We start from the raw sequence: 17,203 nt of genomic DNA, 5'->3' as shown, positions 1-17,203 counted from the left end.
TCTACCGTCATTTCTATCTCTATAACGTAAAGCCAAGACCATAACGACCGACCATTTTATCTCTTAAACCCACAATGCCATCAAAACCAAATCATAGCGTTGGGGTACATAATAAAAGGATAATCGCTTGACTGACTCCATGAGCCGCCGTATAAAGTTTGAATCATTGACACCATCACAGCTCAAAACCGTGCTTGGTGAATACAACAACCACATGAAATATATTCAACAACGCCTCGATATCAAAATCATGCAGCGTCAAGGTGACTTCTGTTTGAGTGGCGACATATCGAATGTCGAGCGCGGTGAACGTATTATTTATAAACTGGTAGACGAGGCACAAAATACCAAGGACATTAGCGCAGCGGAGCTACATCTTATTATCCAATCGAGCATTTCTCGTGATGAAGATATGGAAGCGGATGAGCAAGAAGCCAAGGATAATGCAGACGCTGAGGCGGACTTAGAATCAGCTCACGAGTTTACGCCAGTTAGCTTACGCACGCGTAAAGGTCGTATCATTCCTCGCGGTGGCAATCAGCAGACCTACGTCCAAAACGTACTGAACTCTGATGTCTCATTCGGTATTGGCCCTGCTGGTACGGGTAAGACCTATTTAGCCGTGGCTTGCGCCGTGGATATGCTTGAGCGTAATGAGATTGAGCGGATTTTATTGGTGCGTCCGGCGGTAGAAGCTGGTGAAAAACTGGGCTTTCTGCCAGGTGACTTGACGCAAAAAATCGATCCCTACTTGCGTCCATTATATGATGCGCTATATGAGATGATCGGCGTTGAAAAAGTGGGCAAGCTAATTGAAAAACAAGTCATCGAAATCGCACCCCTTGCCTATATGCGCGGTCGTACGTTAAACAACTCGTTTGTCATCTTAGATGAAGCGCAAAACACCACGCCTGAACAGATGAAAATGTTTTTGACCCGTTTGGGTTTCGGTTCACGAGCAGTAATTACAGGTGATATTACACAGGTCGATTTGCCACGTGGTCATAAGTCAGGCTTAGCACAAGCAATGGAAATCTTAAGTGGTATTGAAGAAATTCATATCACCAAGTTTGATTCAAAAGATGTGGTACGTCATCAATTAGTACAGAAAATTGTAGAAGCCTACGATGTTTATGATGAAGAACAAGTAGCGTTAGAAGAAAAGCGTAAGTTTGAGCGCAGAAAAGAGCAAGAGCGTAAACAAGTTATCGCTAATGCTGCAGCCAAGCTATAAACGGTCTAGCCTGCTACTTAATGTTATAAAAATGCAAAGCCGGATTACTGTCAGTAATCCGGTTTTTTACGACGAGAGCTTTTTAGATTTAGTCATAAGTTCTATCAGATGATAAAGCACACCATCTTACAATAAAGTAAAAGGATAATGGCATGAGCCAAGAGAAGGGTAACAACAGCTTTGACAACCATGATACAAATGAGCGTGCTGGCGATGATGCCAGTTTGGCAGCACTTGATATCAGTGCCAACAGTAGTATTGATGATGACATACTAGACACTTTTTATGATCGTAAGCACTTACAGTCTGTGATGATGGCAGCGTTGGATTATATCGATGGGCGCATTAAAGAAGGTCTAACGCTACCCTATTTTGTAGATATCGACCCTGAGCTATGGCAAGAGAAATCTAAAGTATTAGACATATATATTACCGATGAAATTGAGGGTCAGGCATTAAATCTGGAAGCACGCGGTAAGGATTATGCGACCAATATTTTATCTTACCCAAGTGATCTGCCAGCCGCGATTATTGAGCTGATGCCAACGCTACCTCTCGGTGAGCTGGTCATCTGTCATGGTGTCATAGTACGTGAGGCCGCAGAGCAAGAAAAGACAACTGCACAGCACATTAGCCATTTACTGATACATGGTGTGCTGCACTTATTGGGTTTTGATCATGAGCTTGGACAAGCCGAGCAAGATGAGATGGAACGGTTTGAAATTGAGATTTTGGCAGGTCTCAGCCTTCCAAACCCTTATACTTAATTCATATTTTTTAGCGACTAGTCTTTGGTCATCGGTAGCTTTTGTGCTTGACTCATCTGATTAATCATTTGATCCAATCCTTTGACATGGACATTACGCTGCGGGAATGGAATGTCGATTTTTTCATCATCCAAGGCGTATTTGAATTGCTCAAGCAAATCACACTGCATCGTCCACCAGTCAGCATTGGTTGTCCAAATATTTAGCGTCAAGTCTACTGAGTTATCACCCAAATTGGTGACGCGTACGATAGGTTCAGGGTCAGTAAAGGCCAACGGATTATTTTTTGCCAAACTCAGCATCACGTTTTTGGCAGTTTTGATATCGGCATCATAGCCAATACCGACCGTGATATCGACACGGCGGTTGGGTAGCGCCGTATAGTTCGTCACAGCTGAAGTCGTAATATCACTATTTGGGATAATGATATCGTGATTGTTTATCGTCGTCAGGTGGGTATTGACCAAAGTGATTTCTGTTACGGTTCCTGTGTAGCTGCTGATTTGCACATAATCGCCGCGCACAAAGGGGCGAAACGTCACAATCATGATGCCAGCGGCAAAGTTAGACAACTGATCTTTTAGTGACAGACCAATGGCTACTGCAGCGCCGCCCAATATAGCGACGACTGAGGTAGTCTGTACGCCAACCTTACTCAAGGCAGCTAATGCAACCACGACCAGTAACACTCCGTAGATTAGACGACCTAAAAAGTTCGCAACGGTATCATCTAAGCGACTACGCAACATCATTTTGTGAGCAACGGTGACTGCCTTTTTGGCAAGCCAGCGACCTACGACGAATATTAATATCGCTAGCGCAACTTTAATGACCAAGCTTAATGCGTTACTGGTTAAGTTGGCAACATCTATTGTAAAACCTAAAAATTCCATACTGACTCTTTATTTTATAGCGGTGTGTGGTATTCGTTTGTTATAAATATTGGTATCTTATCTGTTTGCAGCGTAGCTAACGCTTATCATCTATATATTGAATTCACCCTAATAAGTAACATCCACTTTATCGCTGTAACGATAGGTACGTATCAAACGTAGCTCAACGATATCTTCCATATCTTTGGTGAATTTACCAAAGGGCGCTGCTTGGCGTACCGATTGCTTTGCTGCTTCATCTAGTAATGTGGAGTTGGAGCTTTCAAGCAGACGTATGGCTTTAATATTACCATCACTACTGATGATGACCATAAGGCGCACTTCGCCCGTGATACCTTGTGCCCGCGCCTGCATGGGATAATGCAAATTCCCAATGCGTTCGACATGCTCACGGAAAGTATTAATATAATCAGCCGCGGCACCACGCGTCGTCGAGTTGCTATCGACCGTCACGACTTTTGATTTGGTTGCATAGACTTGCTGACGTTGAGACAGCTGTGTCTCTAAAGTAGCAATTTGTTTACGCAGACGCTCTTCTTGCGCCATCATATCATCTTGTGCTTGCTTGCTATCATTATCAGACTCCACGCTCGCTTGACGCCAGCTTAAGGTGGTACGCAGATAGCTTTCTTGGTAATGCTGCTGGCGGACTTGACGCTGCAGGCTAATCACATCTTGCGTCTCACTTATTTGCTCAGCAGACAATGGGCTGATTTGGTCGTTCTCTTGTCTTAATTGCTCCTCCACTGTGCCGCCACCTTCTTGGGAGGCATTAGCAATAAAGTGAGCGTCTTCATTTGGCTGCATATTGTCGGTTAGCGCTTTTGCCACATCTTGCATCATTGCTGCAGGATCTTTGCCCATCGAAAAGCCAATACCAAAAATAATAATGGCGTGTACGGCTACAGCGATAACGATGGCCACTGGTAAACTAACATCCCGCTTAGGTGCTTGCGCGGAAAAATGATAGCTTTGTGAATCTTTGATATAGGCCACAATGGGTCTCAGCTTATGAATATGAGCTTATAAATACAAGACAGCAAGTAATAAGCGTTATGATAATGGGCAGGATTTATGCTGGCGCTATCATAACATGACATAGAATTCTGTCGCTAGCACAACCGTTGCCGACTCATTTTAATCCACTCACACAGTATTTATCTCCTTTGGTCAATTTATTGACAAGCTGAACCAGTAAAAATGATATAACACCAATGCCAGTATGTCATCGCTAGACCGTATTTTGAACATATAAGCATTGCCAATTAAATGATTTCCGACAAAACCCATGTGTCCATTTTGAAGCCATCATATTTGTTATATACTGTTTTATAATTTTTGTGTCATTAGGGCGGATTAAACAGGCGTAAATAGACAGGGCTGATTTGGCAAAAATGCTTGTAATGACCACTCGCCAGCTTTCATTAAAGAACAGTCTGTCATTTTTTAATCAGTCGCTCTTTATGCCATTGAGTCAGCTACCCCCCCCCTATAATTATAAGGATAATAAGTTTGAGTGATTTTGATAACAGGGATAATTCAGACAATTTTGATGAATTTTTTGAAAATATGGGCTATCGTTTCGACGAATCATTTAGCGATGGTTGGGAGCGCCTTACCCAATCAATCAAACAGATATATCATAGAACGACTGATAAATTCGAAGATGAGTTGTCGCTGCCAGTGGCACAGATTTATGTCAATGATGCGCTGCAGAAGTTCGTCACTGATAATGTAAAAGCCATCTTAGAGCTGCGTGTTGAGATGCATGATGACTGGTTTCGCTTATACTGTACGGTCGATGCTGGTGGCATTTATGCAGAGGTGGCGAGTAATTTTAGTTTGATTCATGTACAGCTCGATCGTAACGTCCAGCGATTTGTCTTTGGTCAACAGACTTATACTGATGTGCTAAATCTACGTTGTGAGTCGTTTATTAAGCGCCAAGGTATCAAACTGTTTATTTGGTTTTATCACACTATTCTGAAAAAAGATCCTTTAGGCTTTATTCTCTCCTATATCAATATCGCCCGTGCAAAAGACGAGGTTATCTACCTTGATATCAATCGCTGGTTAAAAAAGAACAAAAAAATCATGAGCACTTTACATAAAGTTCAAGTCAACTATGGCGAGCTTGAAGAAGAGCAAATGATTTTAAAAACTCAAATCAATTATCGTGATTTATTGGCTGCCAGCAGTAACGAAGATATTATCGGCGATGATGATGAGCCTAAGCTGATGCAAGGCCCTATTAACCCAATAGATGATGCTACCGAACCGAGTCAAGTATAAATCCCTCAGTATAAAAAGACGTTTTTGACTTAGCAAAAAAGCGCTAACACTTAGAGACTATTGTTGTCTTTTAGCGTCAGCGCTTTTTTATCAAGCAAATTTTCAATGGCTTCTAAAGCGTGCCGTCATCAATCATGCAACTACCAGTAATTTTCTACCGCAATATTGCCCTCGCCGCGACGATTCATCACCAAACCTAAAGTCTTGAGCGCTTCTTTGGTATCTTCCACCATGTCTGGATTGCCACATAACATGACGTGCGTGCTATCAACATCCAAGGCAATCCCTGCTCGCGCTTGCAGCGTACCATCTAGCAGCAGCTTGGGCAGACGCTCTGTCAGGGCGCCTTCGACAGGTTCACGGGTAACGATAGGAATAAAGATTAGTTTTGCAGGATTTTCAACCAAAGAACCAAAGTCTTCTTGCAAACTTTCAATCTTGTCGATATAGGCAAGCTCTTCTATCGAGCGCGCACTATAAGCCAAGATGATGTGCTCGTAATCTTCCCACGTCTGCAAATCTTGTAACATCGACAAAAATGGTGCCAAGCCCGTTCCAGTCGCGAGCAGCCATAAATCTTTTGGTAGCGGTTTTTGATAACGTGCTAACGTCAAAAAACCAAACGGCATGGTATTAAGCAGCAGCTCATCGCCGACTTCTAGGTGCTGCAACTGCGACGTAAATGCACCATCGGGGATGACAATAGAGAAAAATTCTAATACTTCATCAAAAGGTGAAGAGACGATGGAATAAGCCCGAAAGATGTCTTCGTTTAGTTTTTCATTCTGTTCTTCATTAGCAACGGCATTACCTGCTGCACGCTGCTGTTTATAATATTTTAATTGACTGGGATTGACGCCCAAACGCACAAATTGACCCGCAGTAAACTTAAAGCTATCAGGACGGCTGACAGTGAAGCTAAATAGGTTTGGCGTCCACGTAGTCTTACTAAGCACGGTTACTGTCTGAATATTATCACTCATAAGAATTATCGACTCACTTTTTAGTAATCATTATTTTTATCAAAACTTCGAACGACACAAAATAAAAGATGCGCCAAGCTTATCACAAAGCTGGCGCATCTTGGGTTTCTGACCGTAATAACAGATAAGCAGCGGTATCAGTATACCCCTACTTACCCTTTTGCTATTTACCAAATACGCGCTAGACTTGCCCATTCGATCATACTGTTTGGCAAGACACCAAAGAAGATAATCATCGCGGTTACCGCGATAACCATGATCCCTCCGGTACGGATAGCCCACTGCCCTGAAACGTCAAACTCAATGAACTGTTTTGGACGCTTAAAGAGTGTAAGCATCACGCGCAAGTAATAGAATAGACCAATAGAGCTGCCCAAAATAATCATCGCTGCCAAGAACCAATTGGTGCCCTGTACCGCTGCCAATATCGCAAATAGCTTGGTAATAAAGCCTGCGGTCAACGGAATACCTGCCAATGACAACATCATGATAGTCATTACCGCTGTTAATACAGGACGACGCCAAAATAGACCTTGATAATGGGTTAGCTCATCAGCTTCACCAGACAAGCGATAAGGGCTCGACATCAAGGTTACGACGCCAAAGGCACCGATAGAGGTCAAGGCATAAACCGCCATATACATACTAGAGATACTATCCGCTGCCGCGCCGATACTGACGATGACAATCAACACGTAACCCATATGAGCAATGGATGAATAACCCAATAGGCGTTTTAGGCTGGTTTGACGTACTGCCAATAAGTTACCGACTAAGATAGATAGAGTTGCCATGACCATGAGCAGCATCTGTACCGAGGGTAAGGCCAATAAAGACGTATCGATTAAGAAACGAACCGCTAAGCCCATCATAGCTACTTTTGATACCGATGCTAAAAAGGTAGCAATTGGTGCTGGAGCGCCTTCGTAAACATCTGGTGTCCACATATGAAACGGCGCAGCAGAGAGTTTGAAGGCGATACCGAACATCATCATCGCCGCACCAAGTATCAGAAGTGGCGACTCAAAAACATCACCCAATACCATACTGATTGGCTTAAAGGCGAGCGAGCCTACTTCGGCATAGATAAATGCCATACCCATGAGCAATGTCGCCGATGCCGTCGCTGACAGCACCAAGTATTTCAGCCCAGACTCTAGCGAGCGGTTGCGCATATAGGTATATGACAGCATACCGTATAGCGGTATAGACAGCATCTCTAAGCTCATAAAGAATGACGCTAAATGCTGAGCACTGACCATCAGTAAAGCACCAATCGTCGATAGCAACATGAGCAAATACAGCTCTTCTTTATTATCCTTGAGATTTGCCAAATACGCATAAGAGAGCGTACAACAAGCCAATGCACAGATAAAAATAATCACCATATTAAACTGAGCAAAGTTATCAATAACGAATAACTGCTCAGCGTTTGGTATGAGAGTACCGCTATTCACAATCCCTGTCATTTGCCCAATGAGGGTAAACAGACCAATATTTAAGCCGACGACCGTCATCGTACCAGTCACCATATGTGAGCGTTTAATTGCGATGGCAATCATGACCACCAATACCGTAATAACGACGGCAATGATTGGCGCATAAGGCAATAACCCCATCAAATCATTCATCGTAATATCATTCATGACTTAACGTGCCTCCATTGCATCAAGCAGTTGCGACGCATCTACTTGTGTGACTTGACTGTATATATAAGCGTTATTGATCCACTGCATCGCATGACTTGAGGTATCAAGGAACGGCTGTGGATATAGACCAAGCCATACCAAGCCTGCAGCGAGCATCAATAACAATGACAACTCACGCTTACCCAAATCTTTTAATGGACGCGTAGGCAAACCATGTGCTTTGGTTTCTTGCATGGCGACTGCTTCGATGTTGTTTTTGCCAAATAATGCACGGTGAATCAAAATAAGCGAGTATAGCCCTGCTAGTACCAGACTGAATGTTGCAAAGACCACAAATACTGGATACTGAGCAAAAGCACCAAATAAAATCATGAACTCGCCAATGAAGTTACCTGTCCCCGGAATACCGAGCAATGCCGCACAGAAGAACATCAGTATCGGTGCGTAGTAACGGAACTGACCCCACATACCACCCATCAAGGTTAGATCGCGCGTATGTAGACGCTCATATAACTGTCCTGCCATGATGAATAGCGCTGCTGAGCTTAAGCCATGCGCTAACATCTGAATCATCAGACCTTGCAAGCTGAGTAAGGTTCCAGCATAAATTGCCAATACGACAAAGCCCATGTGCGAGATACTGGTATAAGCGAGCAAACGCTTCATATCGGTCTGCATAAAGGCGAGCCATGCACCATAGAAGATACCAATCGTACCCAAGGTCATCGCAATCGGCGCAAAATCTTGTGATGCTGCTGGAAATAATGGCAAGACGAAGCGAATCAAACCATAAGCAGCCGTCTTAATGAGCACCCCTGCCAAATCCACCGAACCTGCCGTTGGTGCTTGCGCATGCGCATCTGGCAACCAGCCATGGAACGGAATAATCGGCAACTTAACCGCAAAGCCAATAAAGAAGCACAGCATGATCGGATATTCCCAGCCACCAAGTGACGTACCGAGCAAATCATTATAATTAAAGCTCACCACCCCTTTTTGAGCGTAGCTGATAATGACCAATATCAAAATACCGACCAGCATAATAAGCCCAGACGCTTGGGTATAAATAAAGAACTTAGTCGCTGCGTATTCCTTGGTTTTGCCAACCACATCATGACCCCAAATAGCGATCAAGAAGTAGATAGGAACCAGCATCATCTCCCAAAAGAAGAAGAACAAGAACAGATCAATGGCTAAGAACACACCAATGACGCCGCCCAAACTCCACAAAAGGTTGAGATGGAAAAAGCCGACTCGACGCTGAATCTCATTCCACGAACAAGCTACTGCGGCAATACCGAGCAATCCTGTCAACGCCACCATCATCAGTGACAAGCCATCCATCGCTAAATGGAAGCTAATACCAAAGCTCGGTATCCATGGCACACTAAATTCAGCGACCCAAGGCACAGCAGCGTCTGGCGCAATCACTTGCTTACTCATGCCACTAAAGTCGCCGTATTGCCACATCACTAGCGACAATACAAAGGTCAACGTCATACCGATTAGAGCAATCCAGCGCGGCAGACGTTTATTAAAGCGCTCGACCAACCAACATAGCAATCCCGCAATAAAGGGAATTGCAATTAATGCTGGTAGCATCCACGTTTGTTGTAACTCAATCATCTTATACCACCGTCATCATTACCAGCACTAGTAATACAGCCATGCCCAAGCCAAAGCTTGCAGCGTAACCTCGAAGTGACCCAGTTTGCGTCGCAGACAATACCTTATTACCAGCAGATGCCAGCTTAGGCAAGACGAGCCACGCTTTATCGATAGGGTCGGCTTTAAATAAGCGGCCGATGAACAAAAAGGGTTTTATAAAAATTACATCGTATAGCGCATCAAAACCTAGACCATGATAACACCAGTGATATAGCGCCCCACCAACACGTGAGCGCTTAAAGCGGGTGAGCATGCGACCTTTATCCACCACATATAATAGCGCCGCTATTATTAGACCAGCCAGCATCGCACCCATGGCGATAAACTCAGCCGTATGCTTACCATGCGCTTGACCAGCGACTTCCAATAAATGCCCAACACTCTCTGGCAAGACGCCTTGTAATGGCGGAGTGATAAATGCACCCACTGCCGTTGATAATACGAGCAACACACTAAGTGGCAGCCAATATGACACACCAGATAATTTATGAGCATGGGTCTTTTCTTCACCAAAGAAGATAATCCAAATCATACGGAAGGTATAAAGCGCGGTTAAGAAAGCACCGAATACACCCATATAGAATAAAACCATGTGACCAGTTGCATAACTCTCCCAAAGAATCGCTTCTTTAGAGTAAAAACCGACCGTGACCCAGGGTATAGCTGCCAATGCACCGCCACCAACGATATAGCACCAAAATACCAACGGTATCTTTTTACGTAGACCGCCCATCTTAAAGATGTTTTGCTCATGATGTACCGCAAGGATGACGGCACCTGATGATAAGAATAACAGGGCTTTAAAGAAAGCATGAGTCATCAAATGGAAGATTGCGCCTTGCCACGCGCCAACGCCGAGTGCTAAGAACATATAGCCGATTTGGCTCATCGTTGAATAAGCAAGAATACGTTTGATGTCGGTTTGTGCCAGTGCACAGAATCCAGCAACGACCAACGTCAACGCCCCTACGCCGCCGACCCAATATAATAAAATACCAGGGGTCAGCTCAAACAATGGATGTAAGCGAGCGATTAAATAAACACCTGCCGTGACCATCGTTGCCGCGTGAATAAGCGCTGATACTGGCGTCGGACCTGCCATCGCATCAGCAAGCCATGTATGTAATGGCAGCTGCGCTGATTTACCCATCGCGCCGCCAACCAACATCATGGTGGTCAACATCATCGTTGGATTGTTGATATCAAACACTTCTGGTGCACGAGTAATAATTTCTTGAATATTAAGCGTACCAAATTCACGGAATAATAAAAACAGACCGAAGGCTAAGAATACATCACCCACGCGCGTCACCGTAAAGGCTTTCATCGCTGCAAGACCATTGGCGCGGTCATGGTAATAAAAACCGATCAGTAAGTACGAACAGATACCAACGCCTTCCCAGCCAAGATAAAGCAAGAACAAGTTATCTGCCAAGACTAGCAACAGCATGCTGGCGACAAACAAATTCATATAGCTAAAGAAGCGGGCAAAGCCAGTGTCACCTTTCATATACCAAGCGGCAAAGAGATGGATTAAAAAGCCAATCCCAGTGATGACACCCGTCATCGTCAGTGCCAAACCATCAAAGCTCAGACCGAAACTTGGGGCAAAATCTCCGACTTGGAACCATGTCCAAAGCGGAATCTCTATGACTGTTCCTGCTGGATTATTGGTTAAAAAAGTATAACTAACGATTAACGTGCATAGTGCTGATAACAGCATACTACCGACACCGACAATCGCTGCCACCTGCTCTGTTAGCTTGTCGCGCATAAAGGCTAAAATCAAAAAGCCAACGAGCGGGAATATAAAGGTTAATGGTAATAAACTCATGACATCATCCTTTCATCTCATTGGCGCTATCGACATCGAGATGCCCACGCTGATGATAAAACCGCAATAATATTGCCAAACCAATGGCGGCCTCTGCTGCTGCCAAGGTCAAAATAAAGATAAACATAATCTGTCCATCTGGATCGACCCAACGACTACCTGCCACCACAAATGCTAATGCTGTTGCATTCATCATGATCTCAAGGCTCATTAGCATAAATAGGAAATTACGTCGTACCATGACGCCGCACAGACCAATGGCAAATAAGATACCTGCCAAAATCAGTCCATGGCTCATGGGTATCATGCCCAGTACATTCTGCGCCTCAGCAACTGGCTGTACTAAGCCTGCTACCTCGTGGGCAAACGGCACGTTTGACACATCTTGTGCCACGCTCGCTGCTAGTACCATTAGTCTGACTCCTTGCGCGTGACTTTATTCACACCCAGCTGCGTACCTGCATTCATACTTACATAGTCATGCGGGTCAACATCTTTATATTCGTAAGGTTCTGCCATTTTCGCCGCGTCAGCATCTATAGGCATGCCGTGATCATCGTAGTGTTTGATACTCGCGACATTAGCATTAGATACTTGACTATCATTACTGTGGTTTACATTAACAGTAACCTCATCAGCGATAGACTCTTTACCCAAATGATAAGCGGCGACCAAGGCTGCCAACAGTAGCAATGCCGCCACTTCTATCAACATCACATATTTAGTAAATAGCACCGTACCGACTGCTTTGGCAGATATTGTCGAGCCACCAATCATTGCCGCTTCGTCATGACCCATACCAATCATCGCATACAGCACAACCGCGATAATAATCGTTAACCCTGTCGGTAGCGCCCAAGTGCCCGCATCAAGCCAGCGCTCTTCACGCTCATCATTGCTCATACCCAAGTTCAGCATCATAATAACAAAGACAAATAGCACCATAATAGCACCGGCATAGACGACTATCTCTAACGCACCAGCAAATGGCGCGCCTAGTACAAAAAATATCCCTGCGATTGCCAGTAATGACACAATCATCGATAAAATAGCATGCACTGGATTGGCTTGAGTCACGACGCGCAGACTGGCAAATATGGCCACTGCTGCAAGCGAATAAAACCCAGCCAGTTCAGGATGGTTCAAAATATTCATCATGGTAGCAAGCTCCTTAGATCAATCGGTGCAGCTTCGTTTTGTGCTGCGCCTTTTGGTTTGTCCGCTACCGCCATACCCGTCACACGATAATAGTTATAATCAGGATATTTACCCGGCCCTGAAATGAGCAAATGCTCTTTTTCATAGACCAAGTCTTGGCGCTTATATTCACCCAACTCAAAGTCAGGCGTCATTTGAATGGCTGTCGTTGGACACGCCTCTTCACACAAGCCACAAAAAATACAGCGCGAAAAGTTAATTCGAAAAAACTCTGGATACCAACGACCGTCTTCACGTTCCGCTTTTTGTAAGGAGATACACCCTACCGGGCATGCCACCGCACACAAGTTACAAGCCACACAGCGCTCGTCTCCATCAGGGTCACGCGTTAGGACAATACGTCCACGAAAACGCGGCGGCACAGGTACCGGCACCTCAGGATAAAGGATGGTGTCACGCGGTCTGAGCGCATGACTATTGACCATCCACATGCTGCGGACAATGGTAAATAGTCCAATGACGGTCTTTTTTATGGTAGTAAACATGGGATTATTATCCTTATCAGCTTTACCCTAGTTCATCAATGATGGCTAGTAATGGCTACTAGTGATGACTATAACGTTGGGGAAAAGATCAAAATGACCGCAGCAGTAACCAACAGATTAATCAGCGTTACTGGCAGACAAACTTTCCAGCCAAAGTTCATCACTTGATCATAACGCGGACGCATGAGTGAGCCTCGAGCCAAAATAAACATGGTCATAAAGAACAGCGTTTTAATCATGAACCAAAAAGCTGGTGGAATAAACGGAATATCTAAATTAAAAGGTGCCAACCAACCGCCAAAAAATAGGCAAGTCATCAAGGCAGAAATCAGTACAACGTTGACATATTCGCCAATAAAAAACATACCGAACTTCATGCCAGAATATTCAACATGATAGCCTTCAGCCAGCTCTTGCTCTGCTTCTGGCTGATCAAATGGATGTCTATGGGTGACTGCAACACCAGCAACGACAAAGGTCAAAAAGCCAAAAAACTGCGGAATGATATACCAGCCGTCGATTTGCGCTTCAACAATAGCACGCAAGTTAAATGAGCCGGTCAATGCGACCACACCCATTAGCGATAAGCCCAAGAAGACTTCATAACTGATCGTTTGTGCTGCTGAACGTAGCCCGCCGAGTAGTGAGAATTTATTCGCTGATGCCCAGCCACCGAACATGACTGCATAGACGGCAATACCTGCCATCGCAAAGAAGAACAGAATACCGATATCCCAGTCAGCAACACCAAGCGTTGGCGAGATAGGAATAATGGCAAATGAGGCCAATGCGGTAAACATCGCGACCGCAGGTGCCAAGGTAAACATGAACTTATCGGTAAAGTTCGGCGTCCAATCTTCTTTAAAGAAGATTTTGAGCATATCAGCAACCAGCTGCAACGAACCAAAGGGTCCGACGCGGTTTGGACCGTAACGATCCTGCCATAAAGCTAGCATACGGCGCTCATAGACAATCATCATAGCGGCAACCATAACCACGACCAAGAAGATGACCAGTGATTGCCCGACCATAAATAAAATGGACCAAGCATCAAAGCTCATGCTATCAGCCAATAAGCTTGGCACATCAGGGATAATACGGGTAACTTGCATATTACACCTCCTGTGTGGTGGTCGGTGCTGTGTTCATTTGCGCAGCATCGTTATTGTTCATCATATCGTTAGCCATGCTACCCATCATCGTCACTGGTGCATCCACTTTGCGAACCGACGCTGGCATTGATGGATGAATGATACTCACCTGCCCAACTGGGTAACCGATACAGCCTTCTGCTAAATAACCGACAATCTGTACTGGCAAGGTGATTTGTTGCTTATCGATTTCAATCGCTAAGTAATCGCCATTAGCGATGTTCCAGTCCTTAGCATTATCCATCCCGATACGCCATGCAGCAACAGGCAGTTGCTCCGCAACCACTGGGCTACGTGACGCCATCATAGAGCTGGCATAGATATTATGGATAGGCACCAGTTTGGCTTGTCCTTGCTGCATATCCGTCGTCTTCGCAGACATAGCATCTGGTGCAACATATTGACGTGTTTCTAAACGTGCTAGCTGATCGAACATGCGCACACCTGGGTCGCCATTTTTTAGATGACCACCGACCTTGTCTTGGTATTTATTCCACGCTTGTGGTGAGTTCCAACCTGCCGCATTGGCAAAAGGAATCATCGAGCTTGGCGTTTCTTTACCACTATAACCTTCCATTGAGAAGGTTAAGCCAGTATCCAAATCTTTTGGCTGCATCGGCTCATGCACAGATATCGGTGCACGCATAGCGGTACGACCTGAATAGCGACGCGGCTGACGAGCAATCTTCAGACCAGTCATACGGTAATCGGCATCAGGAGCAGCATTTTTAATACCCGCAAGCTTAGGATGTGTAGCAATTAATGCATTGATGACGTCATCTAGCTGCGTCCAATCGACATCACGACCTTCGATGCTGCTATGCACGGCATGTAACCAGCGCCAGCCTTCTTTAATACTGCTCATTGGATGGTAGTATTCGTTGTCGTAAACTTGGAAGAAGCGCTGTGCACGACCTTCAGCCGATATCAACGTACCATCCGCTTCAGCAAAGCTTGCTGCTGGCAATACGATATCGACATCTTTATGCCAATCAAGCAGCTGGTGATCTAAGGCAATGACAGTCTTATCGGCTAATAGTTGAGTCAACTTACTGGCATCGATGGCATCTGTTAGCTGATTTTCGGCAACAATCACCACATCAAAATCAGTCGCCAGTAGCTCTTCGACTGATTGACCGCCAAGCATGCAAACACCCATGCTATTGGCATCGGTAACCGTTAGGTAAATACCTGCTTGTGCCTGATATTTATTGTTTACTTCTTTCAGCTCAAGTTTTTTAGCAGGAGCGCGTTCTACATTGTCTTGCGTTTCTGTATCAACACCGGTTTCAGGTTTGTTTGGCTTGGCAGATAGCTCTTTATCTTCTATTTGCGCTTGCTCATCACGGACTTGAGCATTATACGTGTCCACTTGCTGCTGTTCAGTCGCTTTAATGGCTGAGCGTTTCTGCGTCAATGCTTGAGTAATCTGCGCCGCTGCTTCAATCAAAGCCGTAGAAGATAAGCTACTACCCGAGATGACCAATGGCTTGTCTGCTTGAATCAAGTCATAAGCGATTTGCTTAGCTAATGCTTGCATGCCATCTGTCTCAGCACTGACATCTTGATCAGCCGCTTGTGGGTCTGCGATTTCTGCGAAATCATCAGCGAAATTGACAATCTCATCAGCCACTTTAAAGCCAAGTTTAGTGATGTCTTCAGGCGTTGCTACGACACTGACTTTACTGATGTCTTCTAGCTTAGTTTGCACCACATCGATGACATAAACTGGGCTTAACGCATCTTGAGCAATACGTTTAACAGGCTCTGCAAGCCACGGCTGCGTTTGCAATGCCGCTGCCATTTTCAGGCCTTCGTTTTTTGCCGCTTGGCGTACTGACAACGCGACACGCGATGAGGTTTGGGTGATATCTTCACCCAATACCAACACCGCATCATAGCTTTCGATATCAGTCATGCTTGGGTTATAAATGCCATCAGTACTTAATACTTCGATGCATTTATTGACCAGTGCTTGCTGCTGATGATTGAGACCCGTTGAAAACTTATCAAAGCCAACCAGATTTTTTAGTGCAAAGTTGGTCTCTAGACTGGCGCGCGGTGAACCAATACCGATAACTTTTTTATCTTTGATACGTTTGATGGTTTCATCGAGTGCGTAGTCAATATTGATTTTGACATGCTTATCATTGATACGTTCAAGCGCTTGCGTTGGACGATCTTCACGATTGACATAGCCATAACCGAAGCGACCACGGTCACATAAGAAATAGCGGTTTACTTCACCGTTATAGCGGTTTTCAATACGGCGTAATTCACCATAACGTTCACCTGGTGAGATGTTACAACCTGCTGAGCAACCATGACAGATGCTTGGCGCATATTGCATGTCCCATTTACGGTTATAACGCTCAGAGTGGGTTTTATCGGTAAAGACACCCGTTGGGCATACTTCCGTTAAGTTGCCTGAGAATTCGCTTTCGAACTGACCATCTTTATCACGACCAAAATAGACACGGTTATTTGAGCCATAAACGCCCAAATCTTCGCCGCCTGCGTAGTCTTTATAAAAACGGACACAGCGATAGCAAGCGATACAGCGGTTCATCTCATGCGCGATGAATGGGCCAAGCTCTTGGTTATGATGGGTGCGTTTGGTAAAGCGATAACGACGACGGCTATGACCTGACATATAGGTCATGTCTTGCAGATGACAATGTCCACCCTCTTCGCAAGTTGGACAGTCATGTGGATGGTTGGTCATCAGTAGCTCAACCATCGACTTGCGGAATGCTTTGGCTTCATCGTCAGTAACAGAGATATACATGTCATCGCCCGGAGCGACCATACATGACATCACAAGACGACCACGACCTGCTTCCATATCTTCTTTGTTTTGGAATTGCTTGACCGCGCACTGGCGGCACGACCCTACTGAGCCAAGGGCTGGATGATAACAAAAATACGGCACATCAATGCCGAGTGATAAGCAGGCTTGTAGCAAGTTATCTGCGCTATCTACTTCGACAGTGGTTCCATCAATATGTATGACTGCCATGCCGCTCTCC

The 17,203-nt window shown here is 44.9% G+C and carries 14 protein-coding genes; 3 read left to right on the top strand and 11 right to left on the bottom strand.

Going from position 1 to position 17,203, the window contains the following annotated elements; translation table 11 throughout:
* Positions 1–139: 139 nt before the first annotated feature.
* Positions 140–1,234, top strand: coding sequence for a PhoH family protein (locus tag JMY05_RS01220; RefSeq protein ID WP_045445157.1), 1,095 nt, complete (start codon positions 140–142; stop codon positions 1,232–1,234).
* 152 nt (positions 1,235–1,386) lie between these two features.
* Positions 1,387–2,001, top strand: coding sequence for an rRNA maturation RNase YbeY (ybeY, locus tag JMY05_RS01215; protein ID WP_045444761.1), 615 nt, complete (start codon positions 1,387–1,389; stop codon positions 1,999–2,001).
* Between the two features lie 17 nt (positions 2,002–2,018).
* Here the strand turns inward: ybeY and JMY05_RS01210 are convergent, their stop codons facing one another.
* Positions 2,019–2,894, bottom strand: a complete 876-nt coding sequence (locus JMY05_RS01210) for a mechanosensitive ion channel family protein (RefSeq protein WP_045444758.1) — start codon at positions 2,892–2,894, stop codon at positions 2,019–2,021.
* A 108-nt stretch (positions 2,895–3,002) separates the two neighbouring features.
* Positions 3,003–3,890, bottom strand: a complete 888-nt coding sequence (locus tag JMY05_RS01205) for an energy transducer TonB (RefSeq protein WP_060490580.1) — start codon at positions 3,888–3,890, stop codon at positions 3,003–3,005.
* Between the two features lie 516 nt (positions 3,891–4,406).
* On the opposite strand from JMY05_RS01205, the gene JMY05_RS01200 reads away from it, so the two are divergent.
* Positions 4,407–5,186: a hypothetical protein gene (locus JMY05_RS01200; RefSeq protein ID WP_045444752.1), complete on the top strand. Its 780-nt coding sequence runs from the start codon at positions 4,407–4,409 to the stop codon at positions 5,184–5,186.
* Between the two features lie 140 nt (positions 5,187–5,326).
* Here the strand turns inward: JMY05_RS01200 and JMY05_RS01195 are convergent, their stop codons facing one another.
* The 9 genes from JMY05_RS01195 to nuoG all read right to left on the bottom strand — a co-directional run bounded on the left by JMY05_RS01195 (position 5,327) and on the right by nuoG (position 17,193).
* Positions 5,327–6,169 (bottom strand): ferredoxin--NADP reductase, encoded by an 843-nt coding sequence (locus JMY05_RS01195; protein ID WP_045444749.1) that lies wholly within the window; start codon positions 6,167–6,169, stop codon positions 5,327–5,329.
* A gap of 167 nt (positions 6,170–6,336) precedes the next feature.
* On the bottom strand, positions 6,337–7,815 hold the full coding sequence (gene nuoN, locus JMY05_RS01190; protein WP_201613941.1) for an NADH-quinone oxidoreductase subunit NuoN: 1,479 nt from the start codon (positions 7,813–7,815) through the stop codon (positions 6,337–6,339).
* Positions 7,816–7,818: 3 nt separating this feature from the next.
* Complete coding sequence (gene nuoM, locus JMY05_RS01185) at positions 7,819–9,444, bottom strand: NADH-quinone oxidoreductase subunit M (RefSeq protein ID WP_201539525.1); 1,626 nt, start codon at positions 9,442–9,444, stop codon at positions 7,819–7,821.
* 1 nt (position 9,445) lies between these two features.
* Complete coding sequence (nuoL, locus tag JMY05_RS01180) at positions 9,446–11,320, bottom strand: NADH-quinone oxidoreductase subunit L (RefSeq protein ID WP_045444746.1); 1,875 nt, start codon at positions 11,318–11,320, stop codon at positions 9,446–9,448.
* Between the two features lie 4 nt (positions 11,321–11,324).
* Positions 11,325–11,633 carry an NADH-quinone oxidoreductase subunit NuoK gene (gene nuoK, locus JMY05_RS01175; RefSeq protein ID WP_045445153.1) on the bottom strand — a complete coding sequence of 103 codons (309 nt, stop codon included), beginning with the start codon at positions 11,631–11,633 and terminating at the stop codon, positions 11,325–11,327.
* 98 nt (positions 11,634–11,731) lie between these two features.
* Positions 11,732–12,478, bottom strand: coding sequence for an NADH-quinone oxidoreductase subunit J (nuoJ, locus tag JMY05_RS01170; RefSeq protein ID WP_201553484.1), 747 nt, complete (start codon positions 12,476–12,478; stop codon positions 11,732–11,734).
* Positions 12,475–13,023, bottom strand: a complete 549-nt coding sequence (nuoI, locus tag JMY05_RS01165; protein ID WP_045444743.1) for an NADH-quinone oxidoreductase subunit NuoI — start codon at positions 13,021–13,023, stop codon at positions 12,475–12,477. Before nuoI ends, nuoJ begins: the two co-directional genes overlap by 4 nt.
* A gap of 68 nt (positions 13,024–13,091) precedes the next feature.
* Positions 13,092–14,084, bottom strand: a complete 993-nt coding sequence (gene nuoH / locus JMY05_RS01160; protein ID WP_045445151.1) for an NADH-quinone oxidoreductase subunit NuoH — start codon at positions 14,082–14,084, stop codon at positions 13,092–13,094.
* Positions 14,085–14,136: 52 nt separating this feature from the next.
* The gene (gene nuoG / locus JMY05_RS01155) at positions 14,137–17,193 is read right to left on the bottom strand and encodes an NADH-quinone oxidoreductase subunit NuoG (RefSeq protein ID WP_045444740.1); all 3,057 of its coding nucleotides are present in this window, start codon (positions 17,191–17,193) and stop codon (positions 14,137–14,139) included.
* Positions 17,194–17,203 lie beyond the last annotated feature (10 nt).

This window comes from Psychrobacter sp. JCM 18902 (assembly GCF_904846615.1).
GTDB lineage: Bacteria > Pseudomonadota > Gammaproteobacteria > Pseudomonadales > Moraxellaceae > Psychrobacter.
Note: the sequence above shows the minus strand (reverse complement) of the source record. Positions and strands in the feature narration are given on the sequence as shown.

Coding starts and splice junctions, on each gene's coding strand:
- nuoL (WP_045444746.1), bottom strand. CDS start 11,320: ATGAGTTTATTACCATTAACCTTTATATTCCCGCTCGTTGGCTTTTTG.
- nuoH (WP_045445151.1), bottom strand. CDS start 14,084: ATGAGCTTTGATGCTTGGTCCATTTTATTTATGGTCGGGCAATCACTG.
- nuoM (WP_201539525.1), bottom strand. CDS start 9,444: ATGATTGAGTTACAACAAACGTGGATGCTACCAGCATTAATTGCAATT.
- nuoN (WP_201613941.1), bottom strand. CDS start 7,815: ATGAATGATATTACGATGAATGATTTGATGGGGTTATTGCCTTATGCG.
- nuoG (WP_045444740.1), bottom strand. CDS start 17,193: ATGGCAGTCATACATATTGATGGAACCACTGTCGAAGTAGATAGCGCA.
- JMY05_RS01195 (WP_045444749.1), bottom strand. CDS start 6,169: ATGAGTGATAATATTCAGACAGTAACCGTGCTTAGTAAGACTACGTGG.
- ybeY (WP_045444761.1), top strand. CDS start 1,387: ATGAGCCAAGAGAAGGGTAACAACAGCTTTGACAACCATGATACAAAT.
- JMY05_RS01210 (WP_045444758.1), bottom strand. CDS start 2,894: ATGGAATTTTTAGGTTTTACAATAGATGTTGCCAACTTAACCAGTAAC.
- nuoJ (WP_201553484.1), bottom strand. CDS start 12,478: ATGATGAATATTTTGAACCATCCTGAACTGGCTGGGTTTTATTCGCTT.
- nuoI (WP_045444743.1), bottom strand. CDS start 13,023: ATGTTTACTACCATAAAAAAGACCGTCATTGGACTATTTACCATTGTC.
- JMY05_RS01220 (WP_045445157.1), top strand. CDS start 140: ATGAGCCGCCGTATAAAGTTTGAATCATTGACACCATCACAGCTCAAA.